Genomic DNA, 19,687 nt, shown 5'->3' with positions numbered 1-19,687 from the left:
TGTGCATGTGGACGGACCCGAGTAGTCATCAAAGCCAGCACTGCGATGCGGAATCATCCAACCCAAGCACTCGTCATGCACAACCATCGGTTGTACTCATAGGATGGCTGCCGTGGATCTCATCGCCGTACGCACCTTCGTCGCCGTGGCGGAGGCGGGGCAGTTCCAGGTCGCCGCCGCCGAGCTGGCGATCACCCAGCAGGCCGTCTCCAAGCGCGTCGCCGCGCTGGAGCGGGACCTCGGTGTGCCGTTGTTCACCCGCACCGCGCGGGGGGCCAGGCTGACCATCGACGGGCAGGCCTTCCTCCCGCACGCGCGTGCGCTCCTCGCCGCCGCGGAGCGGGCCGCCGCCTCGGTGCGGCCCGGGCGGCGCCCGCTGCGGGTCGACGTGATCGGCAGACGGCTCTCCATGGCCGGCGTACTGCGCGACTTCCACCGCGCCCATCCCGAGGTCGACCTCGACGTCGTCACGCTCTTCCACGTCGACGCGGACGCGGCCGTGACCGCCATCCGCTCCGGGGCGATCGACGCGTCCTTCCGCTGCGTCACCATGCCGGGAAGCACCCTTCCCGACGGTGTCCGGGCCACGCCCGTCTTCGACGAGCCGCTCCAGCTCTTCACCGGGCCCGCCCACGAGTTCGCGAAGGCCCGGGCGGTGACCCCGGCCCAGCTCTCCGGTCATCGCATCTGGATGCCCGGAAACGTCCCCGGCACCGAGTGGTCTGCCTACTACGACGCGCTCGCGGCCGAGTTCGGGCTCGCCATCGACGCGATCGGCCCCGACTTCGGCGTCGAGGGGCTCCTCGACACGATCGCCGAGTCCTCGACGATCGCGACCTTCCTCAGCGAGCAGACCCCACTCGTCTGGCCCGCCGTCCACGATCTGCGCCGCATCCCCCTGCGCGACCCGACGCCCGTCTACCCGCACTCCCTGCTGTGGCACGCCGACAACCCGCACCCCGCGCTGACCGTACTGCGCGCCTACCTCGCCTCCCGGCCGGCCGGTCGTCTCGACACGGAGGTCTGGACACCGGCGTGGGCCTTGCGCTCCCACCCACGGGGCGATCCAGCCCGGTCGTGATGCGCGCGCCACGCACGACTCGGGGGTTGTGGGGGGTGGTCAGGGGTCGGCGCGTAGCCGATCCTGTGGACCACGTCATCCAGGCCGCGCGGTCACCGGGGCCGTACGGTACCGGACTTGGGGGTGCCCACTGGTGCACGACGGACACGAGGCAGGCGGCTCCGCGCGCAAGGCCGACCGGGGACGGCCGCGGCCGGCGTGCCCGGTCGGTCGCGCGGCGGACGGGACCTGGCAGGTGCACGATTTCGCGGTCGCGCGTGCGTTGCTGCGCGGCCCCGGCACCGTGCAGGCCGGGCTCGGCATCGAGACGGTGGAGAAGCTCCCGCCCCGCGTGCGCCGGCCCGTGCTCTACCGGGACGGCCCCGAACACCGGGAACACCGCCGGCAGACCGCGCGCTTCTTCACTCCCCGCCGCGTGGACGAGCACTACCGGGACCTGATGGTCCGTATCGCGGAGGAGCGGCTGGCGGCCCTGCGCGCGGCGGGCGAGGCACAGCTCTCCGATCTCGCCTTCGACCTGGCCATCGGCGTGGTGAGCGAGGTCGTCGGACTGCGCCACAGCCGGCCCGGCATCCGCCGCCGACTGGAGCGCTTCTTCCCGGAGGAGTTCGGCGAGCCAGGCCTGACCAGCGTGCGGGGTCTCTACTGGTTCCTGCGGCAGAACACCAACTGGCTCCGCATCCATCTGGCCGACGTCCGCCCCGCCATCCGCGCGCACCGCCGCCGCGAGCAGGACGACCTGATCTCCCACCTGATCGCGGAGGGCTGCTCGGACACGGAGATCCTCGGTGAGTGCCTGACGTTCGCGGCGGCCGGCATGGTGACCACGCGCGAGTTCATCTGCCTGGCCGCCTGGCACCTGTTCTCGGACGCCGGTCTGCTCGACCACTACCGTTCGGCGGACGAGGCCGGGCGTCTCGGCGTCCTCCAGGAACTGCTGCGGCTGGAGCCCGTGATCGGGCGGTTGCGCCGGCGGGCCACCGAGACCGTCGAACTCTTTTGCCCCGAGGGGCCGGTGACCGTCCGCCCGGGCGAGTACGTCGAACTCCTCCTGGACGACGCCAACACCGACCCGAAGGCCGTGGGCGAGGACCCGCTGGTGGTCCGGCCCGGCCGCGCCGCGGAGACCGGTGCGGGGCTCTCGTTCGGCGACGGGCCGCACCGGTGTCCCGGGGCGCACATCGCCCTCCTGGAGACCGATGTCTTTCTCAGCCGTCTGTTCGCCCTCGACGGCGTCCGGATGAACGGGGAACCGCGCGTCGCCTTCCAGGAGGCGATCGGCGGTTACGAGATCCGCGGGTTGAGCGTGGCACTCCCCCGGGCCGGTCGTCGCTGACCGGCCCGGGGTCCGGTCCGAGGGGGCCAGTACGGCGTCCGGCCCGAGGGGGCCGGTACGGCGTCAGCCGCCCAGGGCGCCGAGGACGACGAGCTTGGCCTCGTCCTGCACCTGCCGGAGGTGGTCCGCCCCGAGGAACGACTCCCCGTAGATCTTGTACACGTCCTCGGTGCCGGAGGGGCGGGCCGCGAACCAGGCGTTCTCGGTGGTCACCTTGATGCCGCCGATGGGCGCGCTGTTGCCCGGTGCCTCGGTGAGCACGGCGGTGACCGGCTCCCCCGCGAGGGTGTCGGCGGTGACCTGGGCCGGGGACAGCTTGGCCAGCCGGGCCTTCTCCTCGCGGGTCGCGGGCGCGTCGATGCGGGCGTAGGCGGGTTCGCCGAAGCGGGCGGTGAGGGCGGCGTAGTGCTCCGAGGGGGTCCTGCCGGTGACAGCGGTGATCTCGGAGGCGAGCAGCGCCAGGATGATGCCGTCCTTGTCCGTGGTCCACACCGAACCGTCCCGGCGCAGGAAGGACGCCCCGGCGGACTCCTCGCCGCCGAAGCCGAGCGTGCCGCCGAGCAGTCCGTCCACGAACCACTTGAAGCCGACGGGGACTTCGACCAGCCGTCGGCCGAGATCGGCGGCGACCCGGTCGATCATGCCGGAGGACACCAGCGTCTTGCCCACGCCGGCGTCGGCGGGCCATTCGGTGCGGTGGGCGTAGAGGTAGGCGATGGCGGTGGCGAGGTAGTGGTTGGGGTTCATCAGCCCGGCGTCCGGGGTGACGATGCCGTGCCGGTCGGCGTCCGCGTCGTTGCCGGTGGCGATGGTGAAGCGGTCGCGCTGCTCGATGAGCGAGGCCATCGCGTGCGGCGACGAGCAGTCCATGCGGATCCTGCCGTCCCAGTCCAGCGTCATGAACCGCCAGGTGGGGTCGGTGAGCGGGTTGACCACCGTCAGGTCGAGGCGGTGTTGCTCGGCGATGCGGCCCCAGTACGCGACGGAGGCGCCGCCCAGCGGGTCGGCACCGATCCGCACGCCCGCCGACCGGATCGCGTCGATGTCCAGGACGCTCGGCAGGTCGGAGACGTAGGCGTCGAGGAAGTCGTGGCGGCCGGTGCCGGGCGCGGCGAGCGCCCGGGCGTAAGGGACGCGTCGTACGTCCTTCAGGCCGGCCGCGATGATCTCGTTGGCCCGGTCCTGGATCCAGGAGGTGGCGTCGGAACCCGCGGGGCCGCCGTTCGGCGGGTTGTACTTGAAGCCGCCGTCGGCGGGCGGGTTGTGCGACGGGGTGACGACCACTCCGTCGGCGAGGCCCGAGGCGCGGCCGCGGTTGTGGGTGAGGATGGCGTGCGAGACCGCCGGGGTGGGGGTGTAGCCGTCCGCGGTGTCGACGAGGACGGTCACGTCGTTGGCCGCGAACACCTCCAGTGCGGTGATCCTCGCGGGCTCGGACAGGGCATGCGTGTCGACGCCCAGGAAGAGCGGGCCATCGGTACCCTGCGCGGAGCGGTATTCGCAGATGGCCTGGCTGGTGGCGGCGATGTGGTCCTCGTTGAACGCCGCCGCGAGGGACGATCCGCGGTGCCCGGACGTGCCGAAGGCCACGCGCTGCCCCGGCTCGGCCGGATCCGGGTGCAGGGCGTAGTACGCCGTCACCAGCCGGGCCACGTCGATCAGGTCCTCGGGGCCGGCCGGCTTTCCGGCTCGGTCATGCTGCATGCGCCCACTCCTCCGCGTCGGTCGGCATTCGCTCGCGGTCCCATCTTCCCCTGCCGGGAGAGCGGTACCGGACGTTCCGGCCGAGGTCGGGTGCACGCCGTGACCGAGGTGGACGTGCGGCGGCGGCTGGACCCGCCCGTGCGCCGGCCGACCGAGGGCCGTGGCGTCGGCGCCGGGACGTGGCCGCCGGGGCGTGTCAGATCCGGCCGCCGGTGAGCCGGGTGAGGGGGCCGTGCGTGTGGCGTCCCGCGCGGCGTCCCACCGCGTACGACGCGGCACTCAGCGCGGTGATGCCGGCTCCCACGCCCGCGGCGACCAGCTTGCGGTGGGCGATGACCGTCCACGCCGTCTTGGCCGTGGCCGCCACCTGGCCCGAGGTGTTGATGACCGCCTGACGCCCGGCCTCCACGCCCTTGGCCGCCGTGTGGACGGCACCGTTCGCGGCTTCCGCCGAACGCTGGGCGCCGGCCTTGGCCGCTGACGCCGCGTCACCGGCCTTGCCCGCGGCGGCCTGTCCGGCCCGCGAGGCGGGGGCGGTCGCCTTGTCCGCGGCGTCGCGGGCCTTGGACTCGGCGGTCCGTGTGGTGTTGGGCTTCTGGTTCGTGTCCTTGTTCGGATCGCTCATGGACACCGCCTTGCCTCTCACCGCGATGGCAAACACGTACGGCGCCCTCCGCTCGCCTACCGGCGATCACGCCACGCCGGGCAGCGTTCGCGGCTCGACGCGCTCCTCCACCGCCGTGTCGCCCTCGCGTACGACCACGTAGGCGCCCTTGCCCGGAATCTCCGTCACCGCCTCGACCAGCTCGGTGCCGCGGTAGACGAGGCCGACGCCGTCGTCCGTGCAGTGGGCGGCGGGCAGGGTGCCGTCGGCGACGAGCCGGTGGGTCAGCGGGCGGCGGCCCTCGTCGGCGTCGTAGTGCACACCGTTGCCGTAGGGCAGGAAACCCAGGGCGTCGGTGACCGGGCGCAGTTCGGGACCGAAGGAGTCGGTCGCGCCGCCCCTGAACCAGCAGAGGGATCCCGCGCTCACCCCGCTGAGCACGACGCCGGCCTCCCAGGCCCGGCGCATGACGCGGTCCAGTCCGTGCACGCGCCACACGGCCAGCAGGTTGGCCACCGAGCCGCCCATGACCCAGACGACGTCCTGGGCGAGCACGGTCTCCTCGACGTCCTCGACGTTGGGCATGGGGAACAGGTGCAGCGGTGTCAGGTCGAACCCGGCGACGCGGGCCGCCTCCGTCATGCGGGCGGTGAAGTGCTCGGCGTCCCCTATGGCGGTGCCCACGTACAGGACGCGGGGGCGGCGGCCGTGCGCGCCCGAGAGCTCCACGGCGTGATGGACCAGGGCGTCGAAGGTCACCATGGTCCGGCCACCCGCTCGGTGTCCGCCGGAGGTGGCGAGGATGGTCGGTTCCGGTGCCGTCATGCGGATGATCCTAACGACGCCCCGCCGGTGGCTCGGTGACAGGCCGTCACCGGGCGGCGGTCGGCGGCAGCTGGGCCGGGCTCACCTGCTCGCCCAGCACCTGGGCCATGAACTGCACCAGCCAGCGCTGCGCCGGGCTGCGCGAGGACTCGTGGCGTGCGTACAGGGCGATCTCGATCGGCTCGGTCTCGAAGGGCAGGCGCACCAGGCGCACCCGGTGGGAGGCGGTGAAGACCTCCCCGACGTACTCGGGGACGATGGCGATCAGGTCGGTCTGCTCCAGCAGGTAGGGCAGCATCGAGAAGCGGGTGGCGTCCACGGCCACCCGTTCCAGCAGCCCGTGCGCGGCCAGCACGGCCCGCGGGGCGACGTGCCCGCTCGGTCCGAACACCGTCGCGTGGTGCTCGGCCGCGAGGTCCGGCAGCGTGACCTCGTCGCCCCGCACGCGCGGATGGTCGGCGGCGACCATGAGGACGTAGCGCTCCCGGAAGAGCGGGATCCGCACCGTCAGGTGCGAGGTGATCACCGGTGTCGCCACGAACGCGTCGAGGTCGCCGCGGCGCAGCTGGCTCTCGGCGTCCTCCACGTCGAACGGGCGGACGGTGAACGACACCGCCGGCGCATGCTCGCGGGCCGCGGCGAGGAGCCTCGGCAGGAGGGTCGCCTCGCCGAGGTCGGAGAGGGCGATCGTGAAGCGGCCCGACATGGTCCCGGGGTCGAAGGCGTCGCCCTGCCGGACCGTCCCGTCGATCTCCGCCAGGGCGCGCTGGAGCGGCTCGTACAGCCGTCGGGCGCCGGCCGTCGGCGTCAGTCCGCGCCCGTTGCGGCGGAACAGCTCGTCGTCGAAGTGCCGCCGGAGCTTGCCCAGGCTGTAGCTCACGGTGGGCTGCGTGACGTGCAGCGTCTCCGCGGTGGCCGTGACGCTGCCGGTCTCGTACAGGAGGACGAAGACGCGGGCCAGGTTGAGATCGAAGGTGCCCATATCGAAGGACTCTATATCGGCATGCCGAAACATCTATTGGTGCCCATGTCGCGGGGTGCCTAGCGTGTCCGACGTCACTTCGAAAGGAACGTCCGTGCCATCCGTGCGTCGTGTCTCCCACGATTTCCTGGAGCGCCAGGGGCTCACCACCGTCTTCGGCAATCCGGGCTCCAACGAGCTGCCCTTCCTCGCCGAGCTGCCCGACGGCTTCCGCTACGTCCTCGGGCTGCACGAGGGCGCCGTCGTCGGCATGGCCGACGGCTACGCCCAGGCGACCGGCCGCCCCGTCCTGGTCAACCTGCACGCCGCCTCGGGTTCGGGCAACGCGATGGGCGCGCTGACGAACGCCGTGGCCTCGCGCACCCCGCTCGTGGTGGTGGCCGGCCAGCAGGTGCGGCCCGCCATCGGCCCGGAGGCCAACCTGGCGAGCGTCGACGCGCAGACCCTGATGAAGCCGCTGGTCGGCTGGGCGGCCGAGCCGGCCTGCGCCGAGGACGTGCCGCGCGCGCTCGCCCAGGCCGTCTTCGAGGCGCGGCTCCAGCAGCGGCCGACCTATCTCTCCGTCCCGTACGACGACTGGTCGGCCGAGGCCGGCGACAACGCCCTGGCCGTGCTCGACCGGCGGGTGGAGCGGGCCTCCGTGCCCGGCGGTGAGCAGGCCCGCCGGCTCGTCGAGCAGGTCGCCTCCGCACGGCGTCCCGCGCTCGTGCTGGGCGGCGACATCGACTCGGCCGGCCTCTTCGACGATGCCGTCCGGCTGGCCGAGCGCCTGGGCGGCCCGGTGTGGGCGGCTCCCTCGCTCTTCCGGCTGCCCTTCCCCAACCGGCATCCGCAGTTCCGGGGCGTGCTGCCCGCCGGGATCGCGCCGGTCTCCGAGGCCTTCGAGGGACACGACCTCGTACTGGTGCTGGGCGCGCCGGTGTTCCGCTACCACGAGTATCTTCCCGGCCGGTATCTGCCGGAGGGCACCCGGTTGGTCCAGGTGACCGAGGACGCGTCGGCCGCCGCGCGGGCGCCGATGGGCGAGGCGCTGGTCGCCGACCCCGGGGCCGTCATCGACCTGCTCCTGAAGGCGCTCGACGCGCCCGGCACGCCCGCGGGCCCCTACCGGCCCGCGCCCGAGCCGCTCACCGCCGAGGGACCGGGCCTCCACCCCGAGCAGGTCTTCGCCGCACTGCGCGACGAACTGCCCGAGGACACGGCGTACGTCGTCGAGTCGACGTCGACCAACTCCGCGTGGTGGCGCCAGATGGACCTGCGCCGCCAGGGCTCGTACTACTTCCCGGCGGCCGGCGGACTCGGCTTCGGTCTGCCCGGCGCGGTCGGCGTCGCGATGGCCCAGCCCGACCGCCCGGTCGTCGGCGTGATCGGCGACGGCTCGGCCAACTACGGCATCACCGCCCTGTGGACGGCGGCGCAGCACCGGGTCCCGCTGACCGTCGTGCTGCTGCGCAACGGCACGTACGGGGCACTGCGCTGGTTCGGCGGCCTGCTCGGTGTGCCGGACGCCCCCGGCCTGGACATCCCGGGGCTGGACTTCACCCGCATCGCGGAGGGCTACGGCGTCCGCGCCCGGCACGTCGGCGGCGCCGAGGAGTTGCGCGCCGTACTCGCCGAGCGGCCGGACCACCCCCGTCTCATCCAGGTGGACACGGCGCTCACCACGCCCTCCTGAGAGACGACTTGACCGGCCGGGCGCCCGGAGCCGCCGACGCGCCCGGCATCCGAAGATCCCGAAGAAGGGGAAGACGATGACACTCCTGGACAGCGACGTCTGGGGCGGGAAGTTCTTCAGCGACGGCTGGCAGGACTCCCCCACCGAGCAGCCCGTGACCGAGCCCGCCACCGGCGACCGGCTCGGCTCGGTGGGCCTGGCCACCGCCGAGGACGTGAACCGTGCCGCCGCGCGGGCCGCCGAGGCCCAGCGCGAGTGGGCGGCGACCTCGCCGCAGCAGCGCTCCGCCGTGCTGCGGCGCGCGGGCGAGCTGTTCACCGAGCACGCCGCCGAGATCGAGGACTGGCTGGTGCGCGAGGCCGGCTCGGTGCGGTCCAAGGCGGGCTTCGAGGCGGGGCTGGCGATCGGCGAGTGCTTCGAGTGCGCAGGCCTGCCGACGCATCCCCAGGGCGAGGTGCTCACCTCGGAGGAGGCCCGCTGGTCACTCGCCCGGCGCCGCCCCGCCGGTGTCGTGAGCGTGATCGCGCCCTTCAACTTCCCGCTCATTCTCGGCCTGCGTTCCGTGGCCCCGGCGCTCGCCCTCGGCAACGCCGTGCTGCTGAAGCCGGACCCGCGCACCGCGGTGAGCGGCGGCGTCGTCATCGCCCGGATCTTCGAGGAGGCCGGGCTCCCCGCCGGTGTCCTGCACCTGCTGCCGGGCGACGGCTCGGTCGGCCGGGCGGTCGTCGAGGCTCCGGAGGTCCGGGTGATCTCCTTCACCGGGTCCACGCCGGTCGGGCGGGCGATCGGCGAGCAGGCCGGGCGGCTGCTGAAGCGGGCCCATCTGGAGCTGGGCGGGAACAACGCGCTGGTCGTGCTGCCGGGCGCGGACGTGCGGAAGGCCGCCTCGGCGGGGGCGTTCGGCTCGTACCTGCACCAGGGGCAGATCTGCATGACGACCGGCCGGCACATCGTGCACGAGTCGCTGGTGGAGGAGTACACCGCCGCACTCGCCGCGAAGGCCGAGGCGCTGCCGGTCGGTGACCCCGCCCGCGAGGACGTGGCGCTGGGCCCGATCATCGACCGCCGTCAGCTGGAGCGCGTGCACGGCATCGTCACCGACAGCGTCGCGGCGGGTGCGAAGGTAGCCGCGGGCGGCGAGATCGACGGCGCCTGCTACCGCGCCACCGTCCTGACCGGCCTGACGACCGAGATGCCGGCGTGGCGCGAGGAGATCTTCGGCCCCGTCGCCCCCGTCGTCTCCTTCTCCACGCTGGAGGAGGCCGCGCGGATCGTCGACGACTGCGAGTACGGGCTGTCGGTCGGCATCCTCGGGGACGTCGGGACGGCGATGAAGCTCGCCGACCGGATCGACTCCGGCAAGGTCCACATCAACGAGCAGACCGTGAGCGACGAGCCGAACGCCCCGTTCGGCGGGGTCAAGGCCTCCGGCACCGGGTCCCGCTTCGGCGGCGCCGCGGCCAACGTCGAGGCGTTCACCGAGACCCAGTGGGTCACGGTCCGCCCGGACATCGCCGACTACCCGTTCTGACCCTTCCGGCCGCCCTCGGCCGACCCGGCCACCCCGGCCGTTCCGGTTCCGCTCACTCACACCCGTCCCCGGGGGAGGAGTCACCATGGCTTCCGCCACCACGTCCGGCGCGCCCGCGAAGGCAGGCCGCGCCGGCAACAGCACCTGGACGGTGATCCTGTGCTGGATCACCGTCCTGCTGGAGGGCTACGACCTCGTCGTCCTCGGCGCCATCATCCCCACCCTGCTCAAGACCCACCACCTCGGCATGACCGCGGGCGACGCGACCACCATCGCGACGCTCTCGCTCGTGGGCGTCGCCATCGGCGCGGTCTGCGTCGGTCCGCTGGCCGACCGGCTGGGGCGCCGCCGCCTGCTCATCGGCTCGGTGGTGCTGTTCTCGCTGTTCACCATCGTGGTGCCGCTGGCGAACTCCGTCGCGATGTTCGCCGCGCTCCGCCTGATCGCCGGTCTGGGCCTGGGCGCCTGCATGCCGGTCTCGCTCACCATGATGGCCGAGCACATGCCGGCCGGCCGCCGGGCGCGGGCGAGCACGCTGACGATGACCGGCTACCACACCGGTGCGGTGATCACCTCGCTGCTGGCCCTTCAGGTGACCGACAACTGGGAGATCCTCTTCTACCTGCTCGGCGCCGTCGGCCTCGTGGTCGCCGCCATCCAGTGGTTCAAGCTGCCGGAGTCGGAGGCCTTCGTCCGGGCCAAGCAGGACGGGGACCGGCGGGTGCCGTTCACCGAACTGCTCAAGCCGGCCTATCTGCGGGCGGGCATCGGCATCTGGGTCGCCTCGTTCATGGGTCTGCTGCTGGTCTACGGTCTCAACACCTGGCTGCCGAAGCTCATGAACGACGCCGGCTACCCCGTGCCCACGGCCGTCACCCAGCTCCTCGTGCTCAACATCGGTGGTGTGGTCGGCCTGGTCCTCGGCGGCTGGGTCGCCGACCGGCGGGGCATCAAGGGCACCACGATGGTCTGGTTCGCCGTCTCGGTGGTCATGCTCGGGTGCCTGAGCATCAAGATGGAGAGCGACCTGCTGCTCAACGTCATCGTCTTCTTCACCGGCGTCTTCGTCTTCTCCGCCATGGTGCTCGTCTACGCCTACGTGACGAGTTTCTACCCGGCCTCCGTGCGGAGCACCGCGCTCGGCTCGGCGTCCGGGATCGGCCGGATCGGCTCGATCGTCGGCCCGTCGATCACCGGTGCCCTGGTCGCCTCGGGGATCGGTCACCCGTGGGGGTTCTACTTCTTCGCCGCGGTGGCGGTCTGCGGTTTCCTGGCCGTGCTGACGCTGCCCCGCACGACGGCGAGCGGACGGACGGAGGCGGTGGAGCCGGCCGCCTGAGACCTCCGGGCACACACACGGCGGGAGCAGTTGGGTGACTCCACCCGGCTGCTCCCGCCGTGCTGCTTCGGTTCTTGTCGCGGTGTTCGGGGTCGGCGCTCAGTCGCGGTCCACGTGCTCGCGAAGGATCTTGCCGTTCGTCGCGTCGACGTCCACGGTCGTCTTGTTCCAGTTGTCGGTCGACACCACGTCGACGCCCCACAGGAGCTGCTGGTCGTCGTTCTCGTCCAGCTCGACGCCGGTGACGGTGCCCTTGGTCTTGTCGGTGGCCACCTTCACGGCCTGCTCCGGCGTCTGGGTCGCCTTCTTCAGCCGGTCGGCGATCTGCTGCTTGTCGTCGGCGTCCTGGTCCTCGACCTGGGTGCGGAAGACCTCGCCGGAGACCGCGTCGACGTCGATCCGGTGCACGGTGCCGTCGGGGGCGGCGACCTTGGCCTCCCACTCGGGAGCGCCCTGGCTGGGAGCCGGGTTCGGCATGCTGGGGCTGGGCGAGCCGGTCGACGCGGTGGCCTCGGCGGACGTGGGCTTCAGCTCGAGGTCGACGAGCTTGCCCTCGGGGACCTCCTTGACGGCGGTGTCGGCCGCCTTGTCCCAGGTGACCTTCGCCTTCGGGACAAGAGCCTGGCGCTCGGCCTGGTCGTCGGTCAGGGTTTCCGAAGGAGAGGGGGAAGCGGTGTCGGTGGCGGTAGCCGTGTTGGTGGGGGACGTGGTGGGGGGAGTGGTCTGAGCCGCCTCGGCGACACTGGAGCGTGTCGTGTCGGCGTTCGTGCAGCCGGTCATCAGGAGGACGGAACTGCCCAGGGCACAGATGACGGCCATCGAACGAAGAGGCGGAAGACGTCGCACAGAGCTCATACACCTCTCCGTAACCATATGACCTTCTTGCCATACCGGTTCGGGTGGAAAACCACCGCAATGGCCGATATGACTCAGGGGGCCGGTACGAGGCGGGGCCCGGGAGGCCCGGTGTTTTCGAGCCACTCCCGGTACGCGGTGGACTGCCGGGCCACCTCCCAGTACGCCTCCTCCAGCGCCGGGTAGACGGCGTCCAGCTCGGCCCGGGTGCGCGCGGCCAGCAGCAGGCGTACGCCGAGGGGGTCGCCGTACAGCCGCCGTACGGCCGTGTCGGGGCGGGACTGGGAGCTGGGCTGGCAGACGGTGACGACCTCGCCGGTGGCGACGAGGGACGCGGCGGTGTGGTAATCGCCGTGCAGGACGCGCGGGTCGAGGCCGACGGCGCGCAGCATGCGGTGCACGCCGTCCCACTCGCCGTCGACGGTGGGGTCGACCATCCAGCGGTCGTCGGCCAGGTCGGCGAGGCGGACGACGGGCCGGGTGGCCGCGGGGTGGTCGGCGGGCAGCATGACGAACTGCGGTTCGCGCTCGACGAGGACCCGCAGCCGCAGGCCCTCGGGGACGTGCAGCGGGCAGCCCTCCACCTCGTGCACGAAGGCGACGTCGAGCTGGCCGTCGGTGACCCTGCGCAGCAGTGCGTTGGCGGAGACGTCCATCTGGAGCGTCGGTTCCAGGCCCGGCTGTCTGAGCCGGCGCAGCCAGCCGGCCAGGGCGCGGCTGGCCGTGGAGCCGACGCGCAGCCGGCTGTCGCCGCCGGCCGCGGCGGCGCGGGCCTCGCGGACCAGGGTGCTCATGTCGGCCAGCAGCGGGCGGGCCCGGCCGAGGACCGTGCGGCCGAGCGGGGTGGGTCGGCAGCCGGTGCGTGCACGAGTGAACAGCGGGCCACCCAGGGCCTGTTCGATGCGGCTCAGCTGAGTACTCAAGGTGGGCTGGGCGACGCCCAGTTGGCGTGCTGCCCGGTGCAGGCTGCCGGCGTCGGCGATGGCGCACAGTGCGCGTAGGTGCCTCACCTCGAGCTCCATGCAGGGAGCGTAAGGCGGAACAGTTGGTTGCGCCAGGTGAACAAAAGGCGGCGGATCAGGGCGAGTTCTGCACTCCGGTCGAAGCTGTTCCGGGGCGGCCGCACGGCGGTGGACCCGTGGGTGATAGCCCCGCCCTATCACCTGTTGCCATCATCACAGCGGGCTCATGGGCGCTCCACACTCACCGGTGACGACTTCTCTCCCCACTCCCCCACACAAGGAGTCATCGATGCGTATCAGCCTGCCCCTGCTCTCCACCGCGGTCGGCCTCGGCCTGACGGCGGCCGTGCTCGGCTCCGGTCCCGCCGCGACGGCCGCCGCTCCCCAGGCGCCGGCCCAGGGCGCCCACGTCGGCTACCAGCCCGCCGCCGGCTCGGGCGAAGACGCCGCCGCCAACCGGGCGTTCTTCGAGGCGGTCATCAAGTCCGTCGCCGAGAAGCGCGCCACGAACCCGAAATCGACGGCCGCCGTCACCGTCTACTACAGCGCCACCAACGCGCCCAGCTTCCGCTCGCAGATATCCCGCTCCACGCAGATCTGGAACAGCTCGGTGTCCAACGTAAGGCTCGCGGAGAGAAGCTCGGGCGCGGACTTCGCGTACTACGAGGGCAACGACTCGCGCGGCTCGTACGCCTCCACGGACGGACACGGCAACGGCTACATCTTCCTCGACTACCGGCAGAACCAGCAGTACGACTCGACCCGCGTGACCGCCCACGAGACCGGGCACGTGCTCGGTCTGCCCGACCACTACTCCGGCCCGTGCAGCGAGCTGATGTCGGGCGGCGGCCCCGGCCCGTCCTGCACCAACGCCTACCCGAACGCCAACGAGCGCGGCCGGGTCAACCAGCTGTGGGCGTACGGCTTCAAGGCCGCTCTCGACAAGGCGCTGCAGAAGACCTCTCAGCGCTGATCGCCCGAGGCGGACGCGTGTGTGGGGGCGGCCCGGACCGGGGTCGCCCCCACGCCCGTGCGACAGCCCTCACCCGTACGACAACCCTCGCCGCTTGCGCAACCTCCCCGCGGGTACCCGGAGTTCACTCTTCAGCGATCTCCCGAAGGAGTCCGACGTGAGCGAGCAGCAGGCACCCACCGGCAACGGTCTCGGCGATCTGGAACCGGGCACCCGGCAGCGCGCGCAGTTGCGCACCCGCCTCGCCGACGTCGCGTGGACGGCGCTGTGCGTCGTACTCGCGCTGTGGGCCGTGTGGAGCGCCGTGGATCTCGCGCGGGGCGCGACGGCCTGGGCGTACTGCGCCGTGGCCTGGGTGCTGCTCGCCGTGGCGCTGACCCTGCGGGTGGTGGCGGTGCGGCGCAGGACCTCGTTGTGACCGACCCCGGCTCACGGACCGGTGGGCAGCGCGGAGAGTACGGCCCGGTGGACCGCCCGGGCCAGCCGGGCTCCCCACTCGGAGCGCGGGCCGGCGAAGGCGTGGGCCCCGGCTCCGGGCTGCTCGGCGCGGGCGGCGACGCATACGGCGTCCGTGGGCGTGCCGGAGCAGTCGAGGCCCGCGTCCAGCAGCGCCTGGACCTTTGCCTCGGTCGCCGTCATCACGGCGTTGACCAGGGCGGCGTCGCTCAGCGCGACGGGCAGCGCGGCGATGATGTTGATCGTCCCCGGTGCGGCGGGCGCGGCGGCACCCTGCTCGGGTGAGGCCGCCCATCCACGTACCGAGATCCCCGCGGTCACCACGGCTTCCGCGCCGCCGTCCCGCGCCCGTGCGGAGGCGGACACATCGGCGGCCGTCATCAGCCCCACCCCGGGCCCCCGGGCGCCGGCGGCGCGAGCCAGGTCGGCCAGGTGGCGCGCCGGGTCGGTTCGCCGGTAGCCGTGGGTGACCTGCGCGTTGAGCACCCATGCGCGGTCGGCGATCCCCCCGCCCAGCACGGCGCTGCTGGCCATCCGCCAGCCCGGTCCCGGGGACCACAGCAGGGCGTGCAGCCGTTCGCCGTCCTCCACCCGCGTCAGCCGCTCCGGGTTCAGCAGGCGGGGCCCGGTACGGGGCGGGGGCAGGAGGGCGGGCAACGGTCGGGGCTCCTTGCGTCGGTCAGGGCACGAGGGTCGGTTCGCGGACCGGACGATCGTACTCAGTGCCGTGTGCATCGCCCCGGCCGGCCGGTGCGGACGCGGCGCGTTGCGAACGCGGTACCGGGCACCTTCACTGAACACAACTTCGCCACCAGGCGTCGGATCGGAGGCCGCAATGCTGTCCCACACCCTGGAGCATGGGGTCCTGGTCATCACGGTGGACCAGGACCCGGGAATCGACGGGCGGGCCACGCTGACCACGCACATCACCAACCTGGTCGACGCCCATCAGCCGACCCCCGTCGTCATCGTCCTCACCGAGCGGGCCGCCGGCCACGCCGCGGTCAGCGCCGTGCTCCGGGCCCACCAGTGGTGCGTCCGGCTCGGCGTCCTGATGTGCGTCGTCACCCACAGCGCGCCCGTCCGCCGGCTGTTGGAGGACAACTCCGACACCTCGGGCCCGCGTCTGGTCGTGCACGCCCGCGTCGACACCGCCATCACCACCGCGTTCACCGCAGCGGCCTAACGCCGGTACGGAATTCCCGCGGTGGGCCGTTGCCCGGCCCGGGGAAGCGTGACCACTTCCCCGCTACCGCTCTCCGAGCCAGAGGTCGGGTCCGAAGACCTCGTAGTGGATGGCCGCCGCGGGCACACCGCGGCGCAGCAGGTCGCCGCGGACGGCACGCATGAAGGGCACCGGGCCGCACAGGTAGACCGTGAGCCCTTCGGGCAGTTCGAGGCCGGCGATGTCGGCGTGGCCGGCCGATGCCTCCGGGGCCTGGTCGCCGGGCTCCTCGTACCACAGGTGGAGCCGGGCGTCGGGCAGTTCGCGTATCAGGTCGAGCTGTTCCCGCCGGTGGGCGTGCGAGGCGGGGTCGCGGTCGGCGTGGACGACGGTGACCGGCCGGGTGGCGCCGGTGGCGGCCAGGTGGTTCAGCATGGCCAGCATGGGGGTGACGCCGATGCCGGCGGAGGCCAGCAGCAGCGGGCCGTCGTCCTCGGCCAGGACCAGGTCGCCGAACGGCGCGGACACGGTGAGCACGTCCCCCTCGCGCGCGTGCGCGTGGAGCCAGGACGAGACCTCGCCGTCCGGCTGCCCGTCGCCCCGCACGTGCTTGACGGTGATGCGCAGGTCGGTCCGGTCCGGCGCGGCGGACAGGCTGTACTGGCGGATCTGCCGGGAGCCGTCGGGCAGTCGGGACTGGACGCTGACGTACTGGCCCGGGCGGAACGGCCTCGTGGGCAGGTCGTCGGCCGGCCGGAGGACGAGGGAGACCGCGTCGGGGCTCTCTTCGCGCCGCTCGACGACCTCCATGCGGTGCCAGATCTCTCCCTCGGCGACCCCTGCCTCCTGGTAGAGGCGGGCCTCGATGGCCACCAGGGCGTTGGCCATCAGCCAGTAGACCTCGTCCCAGGCGGCGGCGACCTCGGGGGTGACGGCGTCGCCGAGCACCTCCGCGATCGCGGCGAACAGATGACGGTGCACGATCTTGTACTGGTCGGAGGTGATGCCGAGGGAGGCGTGCTTGTGGGCGATCCTGGAGAGCAGGATGTCCGGACGCGCTTCGGGGCGTTCCACCAGCATGCCGGCGAACGCGGCGATGGAGCCCGCCAGGGCCCGCTGCTGCTCCCCGTTGGCCTGGTTCCCGCGGTTGAACAGGTCCCGCAGCAGCTCGGCGTGGGCGTCGAACAGCTTCCGGTAGAACAGCGTGGTGATGTCACCGATGGCCGCTCCTACCGCCGGAAGGGTGGCCCGGACCACGGGGACGGACTGTTCGGAGAGCACAGCGACTCCTTAATTGGTAGATGATATTCGTGTTTTCGGTCGCGGCTCGACGGCTGCACAACCAAGGGGGCAGCCGACGGCGCCACAGCCCGACAGCCGAACCGCCCGTCACCCGGAGGGGCGGTCCGGCAGTCCGAGCAGGACCGGGCCGGTGGGCGAGGCCACCAGGTCGGCCACGGTCAGCGGGTCGAGCGCGGCGTAGAACGCCTCCTGCGCGTTCCGCAGCGCGCCCCGCAGCCGGCAGGCGCCTCGCAGCGGGCACGGCGGGTCACCCTCGCAGGCGACCACCTCACCGTCGCCTTCGAGCTCGCGCACGAGCCAACCCACCGAGGCACGCCGCCCCAGGCCGGTCAGCGTCAGCCCACCGCCGCGACCGCGCCGCGCCTCCACCACGCCGAGGTGCTGCAGACGCGTGATGGTCTTCGCCGCGTGTGTGTACGGCACACCGACGGCCTCGGCCACCTCGCGGGTGGTCAGTGGGTCGTCACCGTCTCTCACGACCGCCAGGCGCATGACGGAACGCAGCGCCAGGTCGGTGAACTTCGTCAGCCGCACAGCCGGGACGCTATCAAATGCGCATAATAGATTCGTGTTTACTTACGACAATGGCTCTGTGGAGTGCGTCACCGGACTCCGTACGACGGACGGTGACACCTGATGGCGGCGGAAGACAGCGGCTCCCCCCTGCCGGCGGCCGAACCTCCCCTCCCCTACGTTCTGTGCGACATCGCGGAGCTCCTGTCCTCCGGCGGGGACGCGCCGGCCGGCGCCCTGTGGAAGCTCGCGGAACCGAGGCGGCAGCTCGACGCCAACGTCGTCCGCGTCCCCGCGGCGGGACGGGTCGACCCGCACACCGAACCGGACCTCGACGTCCTGCTGCTCGTCCTCGACGGTGCGGCGGCCCTCGTCCGCACCGACGGTGAACGCCCCCTGCGCGCGGGCGTCCTGACCTGGCTGCCGCACGGTTCGACCCGCGGCGTCGTCGCCGGCCCGGACGGGGTGACGTACCTGACCGTGCACCGGCGGCGTCCTGGCATGCGGATCCAGCCGCCGGACGCCGCCGACCGGCTCCGGCCCGGCGGAGTCTGAACCTGCGGATATGCGGAGCCTGAACCTGCGGACGTACGGTCAGCCCGCCGGTGCGGGCAGTGTCAGGCGTCCGTCGTGCACCGCGGTGACACGGTCGGCCGCGGCCAGATGGCCGTGGTCGTGGGTGACCAGCACGGTGGCCGTGCCCCGCTCCCGGGTGAGGCGGGTGATCAGGTCGATGACGGCGGCGCCCCGCTCGTGGTCGAGGGCGCTGGTGGGTTCGTCGACGAGCAGCACACCGGGGTCGTTCATCAGGGCGCGGGCGATGTTGACACGCTGGCGCTGGCCGCCGGAGAGCTGATGGGGCCGGCGGTCGGCCCGGTCCGCCATCCCGACCGCGTCGAGGAGGTCCAGCGCCCGGCCCCGGGCGGCGCGCGGCCTGCGCCCGTCGATGTGGGCCATCACCTGGAGCTGCTCGGCCGCGGTCAGCGCCGGCAGCAGGTTGGGCTGCTGGAAGACGATGCCGATCCGGTGCCGGCGCAGGTCGGCCAGCTCCCCGCGGCTCATCCCGGTGGTGTCGGTGCCCTCGACGGTGACGGTGCCGGAGTCGGGGGTGATGAGGGTGGCGGCGACGGCCAGCAGGCTGGACTTGCCCGATCCTGAGGGGCCGATGACAGCGGCGAGACTCCCCCTCGGGACGTCCAGGGTGACACGGTCGAGGGCGGTCAGGCGGCCGTCGCCGTCGGGGTAGGTGAGGGTGATGTCGGTCAGGCGCAGGCTCATCGGGCGCTCCCCAGGGCGGTCAGCGGGTCTACGGAGGTGATGCGGCGGACGGCGAGGCCGGCCCCGAGCCCGCCGAGCAGGACCGTCACGGCGGCCGGGACGAGGACGGTGGCGGGAGTGAGGACGAACGGGACGGCCGAGCCGGACACCATGGCGCCGATCGCGGCGGCGGCCGCGGTACCGGCGAGGGTGCCGCAGACCAGCAGGACGACGGCCTGGCCGAGTGCGTCGCGCAGCAGTCCGGCTGTGGTGGCGCCCAGGGCCTTCAGCACGGCGATGTCGCCGCTGCGCTGAATCGTCCACACGGTGAAGAACGCGCCGATGACCAGGGCGGAGATGGCGAACAGGAAGCCGCGCATCAGTTGCAGCGAGCCGTTCTCCGAAGCGTAGGAGCCGATCGCGGAGAGCGACTCGTCCTTCGTCACGGTCTCGGTGCCCGCCGCCCGGTCCGTCGCCGCGATGTCGGCGCCGGAGGCGGTGTCGAGTGCGATCACCGTCGCGGCGGGTCCCTCGGCCCCTCCGGTGGGCGGGGCGACGGCCTGCCAGGTGCGCAGGCTCGTCCACACCACGGGGGTGTGACTGAAGGAGGCGTCACGGTCGGTGGCGGCGACGGTCAGCCGCCGGCCGGCCAGGGAGACGGTGTCGCCCTCGCGCACGCCGAGTTCCCCCGCCGCCGCGGGCGGCATCAGCACCGTACGGTCGTCGACGCGGTCGCCGCCGGGCGTCAGGCGCGAGCCGGGCTCGACGCCGAAGACGGACACGCCGGTGCTCCGGTCGCCCGCGGTGGCCCGGGTGGTGGTGATGCCCAGCGGCTCGGCGCCGCGGACGCCGGGCGCCTTCGCCCACTGCCGCCACTGGTCCTCGGTGACGCTGGAGTCGGCGTACGACAGGTCCTGACCGCCGCTCGGCGCGGCGAAGGCGATCCGGTCGGCGGGCAGGGACGTGACGGCGGAGACGTTCTCCCGGGCGAGGCCGGCGGTCAGACCGGACAGCAGCCCGACCAGCAGGGTGATCAGTACGACGACGCCGCCCATCAGGGCGAAGCGCCCCTTGGCGAACGTCAGGTCTCTCAAGGCGACAAACACGTCTTCGCCCGGCCTTTCGAC

20 protein-coding genes are annotated in these 19,687 nt (G+C 72.8%); 9 read left to right on the top strand and 11 right to left on the bottom strand.

The genetic code is table 11. The features are described from left to right. The first annotated feature begins 112 nt into the window (after nucleotides 1–112). Both ACFCZF_RS04090 and ACFCZF_RS04085 read left to right on the top strand, forming a co-directional pair. On the top strand, nucleotides 113–1,081 hold the full coding sequence (locus ACFCZF_RS04090; protein WP_376670315.1) for a LysR family transcriptional regulator: 969 nt from the start codon (nucleotides 113–115) through the stop codon (nucleotides 1,079–1,081). A 130-nt stretch (nucleotides 1,082–1,211) separates the two neighbouring features. Beyond that, nucleotides 1,212–2,417 (top strand): cytochrome P450, encoded by a 1,206-nt coding sequence (locus tag ACFCZF_RS04085; protein ID WP_376670314.1) that lies wholly within the window; start codon nucleotides 1,212–1,214, stop codon nucleotides 2,415–2,417. A 63-nt stretch (nucleotides 2,418–2,480) separates the two neighbouring features. Here the strand turns inward: ACFCZF_RS04085 and pgm are convergent, their stop codons facing one another. The 4 genes from pgm to ACFCZF_RS04065 form a co-directional block, all read right to left on the bottom strand. Beyond that, nucleotides 2,481–4,121 (bottom strand): phosphoglucomutase (alpha-D-glucose-1,6-bisphosphate-dependent), encoded by a 1,641-nt coding sequence (gene pgm / locus ACFCZF_RS04080; protein WP_376670298.1) that lies wholly within the window; start codon nucleotides 4,119–4,121, stop codon nucleotides 2,481–2,483. A gap of 196 nt (nucleotides 4,122–4,317) precedes the next feature. Further along, nucleotides 4,318–4,746 carry a hypothetical protein gene (locus tag ACFCZF_RS04075; RefSeq protein ID WP_375918112.1) on the bottom strand — a complete coding sequence of 143 codons (429 nt, stop codon included), beginning with the start codon at nucleotides 4,744–4,746 and terminating at the stop codon, nucleotides 4,318–4,320. A gap of 66 nt (nucleotides 4,747–4,812) precedes the next feature. Then, a complete protein-coding gene (locus tag ACFCZF_RS04070) occupies nucleotides 4,813–5,550 on the bottom strand; it encodes a Type 1 glutamine amidotransferase-like domain-containing protein (protein ID WP_376670297.1) in 738 nt (245 codons plus the stop codon). A gap of 46 nt (nucleotides 5,551–5,596) precedes the next feature. Beyond that, nucleotides 5,597–6,532, bottom strand: a complete 936-nt coding sequence (locus ACFCZF_RS04065) for a LysR family transcriptional regulator (protein WP_376670296.1) — start codon at nucleotides 6,530–6,532, stop codon at nucleotides 5,597–5,599. Nucleotides 6,533–6,626: 94 nt separating this feature from the next. Between ACFCZF_RS04065 and mdlC the strand changes: the two genes are divergently transcribed. From mdlC to ACFCZF_RS04050, 3 genes are all read left to right on the top strand, one after another. Then, on the top strand, nucleotides 6,627–8,207 hold the full coding sequence (gene mdlC, locus ACFCZF_RS04060) for a benzoylformate decarboxylase (RefSeq protein ID WP_376670295.1): 1,581 nt from the start codon (nucleotides 6,627–6,629) through the stop codon (nucleotides 8,205–8,207). A gap of 76 nt (nucleotides 8,208–8,283) precedes the next feature. Continuing rightward, nucleotides 8,284–9,738 carry a benzaldehyde dehydrogenase gene (locus ACFCZF_RS04055; protein WP_376670294.1) on the top strand — a complete coding sequence of 485 codons (1,455 nt, stop codon included), beginning with the start codon at nucleotides 8,284–8,286 and terminating at the stop codon, nucleotides 9,736–9,738. Between the two features lie 85 nt (nucleotides 9,739–9,823). Then, nucleotides 9,824–11,077, top strand: a complete 1,254-nt coding sequence (locus ACFCZF_RS04050) for an MFS transporter (protein WP_376670293.1) — start codon at nucleotides 9,824–9,826, stop codon at nucleotides 11,075–11,077. A gap of 99 nt (nucleotides 11,078–11,176) precedes the next feature. On the opposite strand, the gene ACFCZF_RS04045 is transcribed toward ACFCZF_RS04050, so the two are convergent. After that, nucleotides 11,177–11,932, bottom strand: a complete 756-nt coding sequence (locus ACFCZF_RS04045) for a PepSY domain-containing protein (RefSeq protein ID WP_376670292.1) — start codon at nucleotides 11,930–11,932, stop codon at nucleotides 11,177–11,179. Nucleotides 11,933–12,006: 74 nt separating this feature from the next. Next, nucleotides 12,007–12,954, bottom strand: coding sequence for a LysR substrate-binding domain-containing protein (locus ACFCZF_RS04040; protein WP_376670291.1), 948 nt, complete (start codon nucleotides 12,952–12,954; stop codon nucleotides 12,007–12,009). Nucleotides 12,955–13,183: 229 nt separating this feature from the next. Here ACFCZF_RS04040 and snpA point away from each other — a divergent pair, with 229 nt between their 5' ends. Continuing rightward, a complete protein-coding gene (gene snpA, locus ACFCZF_RS04035) occupies nucleotides 13,184–13,867 on the top strand; it encodes a snapalysin (RefSeq protein ID WP_376670290.1) in 684 nt (227 codons plus the stop codon). 157 nt (nucleotides 13,868–14,024) lie between these two features. Beyond that, nucleotides 14,025–14,285 (top strand): hypothetical protein, encoded by a 261-nt coding sequence (locus ACFCZF_RS04030; RefSeq protein WP_376670289.1) that lies wholly within the window; start codon nucleotides 14,025–14,027, stop codon nucleotides 14,283–14,285. Between the two features lie 11 nt (nucleotides 14,286–14,296). On the opposite strand, the gene ACFCZF_RS04025 is transcribed toward ACFCZF_RS04030, so the two are convergent. After that, entirely contained in the window at nucleotides 14,297–14,980 is a 684-nt protein-coding gene (locus ACFCZF_RS04025) for an adenosylcobinamide amidohydrolase (protein ID WP_376670288.1), read from the bottom strand. 178 nt (nucleotides 14,981–15,158) lie between these two features. On the opposite strand from ACFCZF_RS04025, the gene ACFCZF_RS04020 reads away from it, so the two are divergent. After that, entirely contained in the window at nucleotides 15,159–15,509 is a 351-nt protein-coding gene (locus ACFCZF_RS04020; RefSeq protein ID WP_376670287.1) for a hypothetical protein, read from the top strand. Nucleotides 15,510–15,572: 63 nt separating this feature from the next. Here the strand turns inward: ACFCZF_RS04020 and ACFCZF_RS04015 are convergent, their stop codons facing one another. Both ACFCZF_RS04015 and nsrR read right to left on the bottom strand, forming a co-directional pair. After that, the gene (locus ACFCZF_RS04015) at nucleotides 15,573–16,769 is read right to left on the bottom strand and encodes a globin domain-containing protein (RefSeq protein WP_376670286.1); all 1,197 of its coding nucleotides are present in this window, start codon (nucleotides 16,767–16,769) and stop codon (nucleotides 15,573–15,575) included. A gap of 108 nt (nucleotides 16,770–16,877) precedes the next feature. Continuing rightward, on the bottom strand, nucleotides 16,878–17,324 hold the full coding sequence (gene nsrR / locus ACFCZF_RS04010) for a nitric oxide-sensing transcriptional repressor NsrR (protein ID WP_376670285.1): 447 nt from the start codon (nucleotides 17,322–17,324) through the stop codon (nucleotides 16,878–16,880). A gap of 102 nt (nucleotides 17,325–17,426) precedes the next feature. On the opposite strand from nsrR, the gene ACFCZF_RS04005 reads away from it, so the two are divergent. Further along, nucleotides 17,427–17,858 (top strand): hypothetical protein, encoded by a 432-nt coding sequence (locus ACFCZF_RS04005; protein WP_376670284.1) that lies wholly within the window; start codon nucleotides 17,427–17,429, stop codon nucleotides 17,856–17,858. A gap of 39 nt (nucleotides 17,859–17,897) precedes the next feature. Here the strand turns inward: ACFCZF_RS04005 and ACFCZF_RS04000 are convergent, their stop codons facing one another. Together ACFCZF_RS04000 and ACFCZF_RS03995 are read right to left on the bottom strand one after the other, a co-directional pair. Further along, the gene (locus ACFCZF_RS04000) at nucleotides 17,898–18,581 is read right to left on the bottom strand and encodes an ABC transporter ATP-binding protein (RefSeq protein WP_376670283.1); all 684 of its coding nucleotides are present in this window, start codon (nucleotides 18,579–18,581) and stop codon (nucleotides 17,898–17,900) included. Then, nucleotides 18,578–19,666, bottom strand: coding sequence for an ABC transporter permease (locus ACFCZF_RS03995; protein ID WP_376670282.1), 1,089 nt, complete (start codon nucleotides 19,664–19,666; stop codon nucleotides 18,578–18,580). The genes ACFCZF_RS04000 and ACFCZF_RS03995 overlap by 4 nt, the downstream gene beginning before the upstream one ends. Between the last annotated feature and the right edge of the window lie 21 nt (nucleotides 19,667–19,687).

Origin of the sequence: Streptomyces sp. NPDC056296 (assembly GCF_042268605.1) — a bacterium.
GTDB lineage: Bacteria > Actinomycetota > Actinomycetes > Streptomycetales > Streptomycetaceae > Streptomyces.
This window is presented reverse-complemented; position numbering and strand designations above follow the sequence as displayed.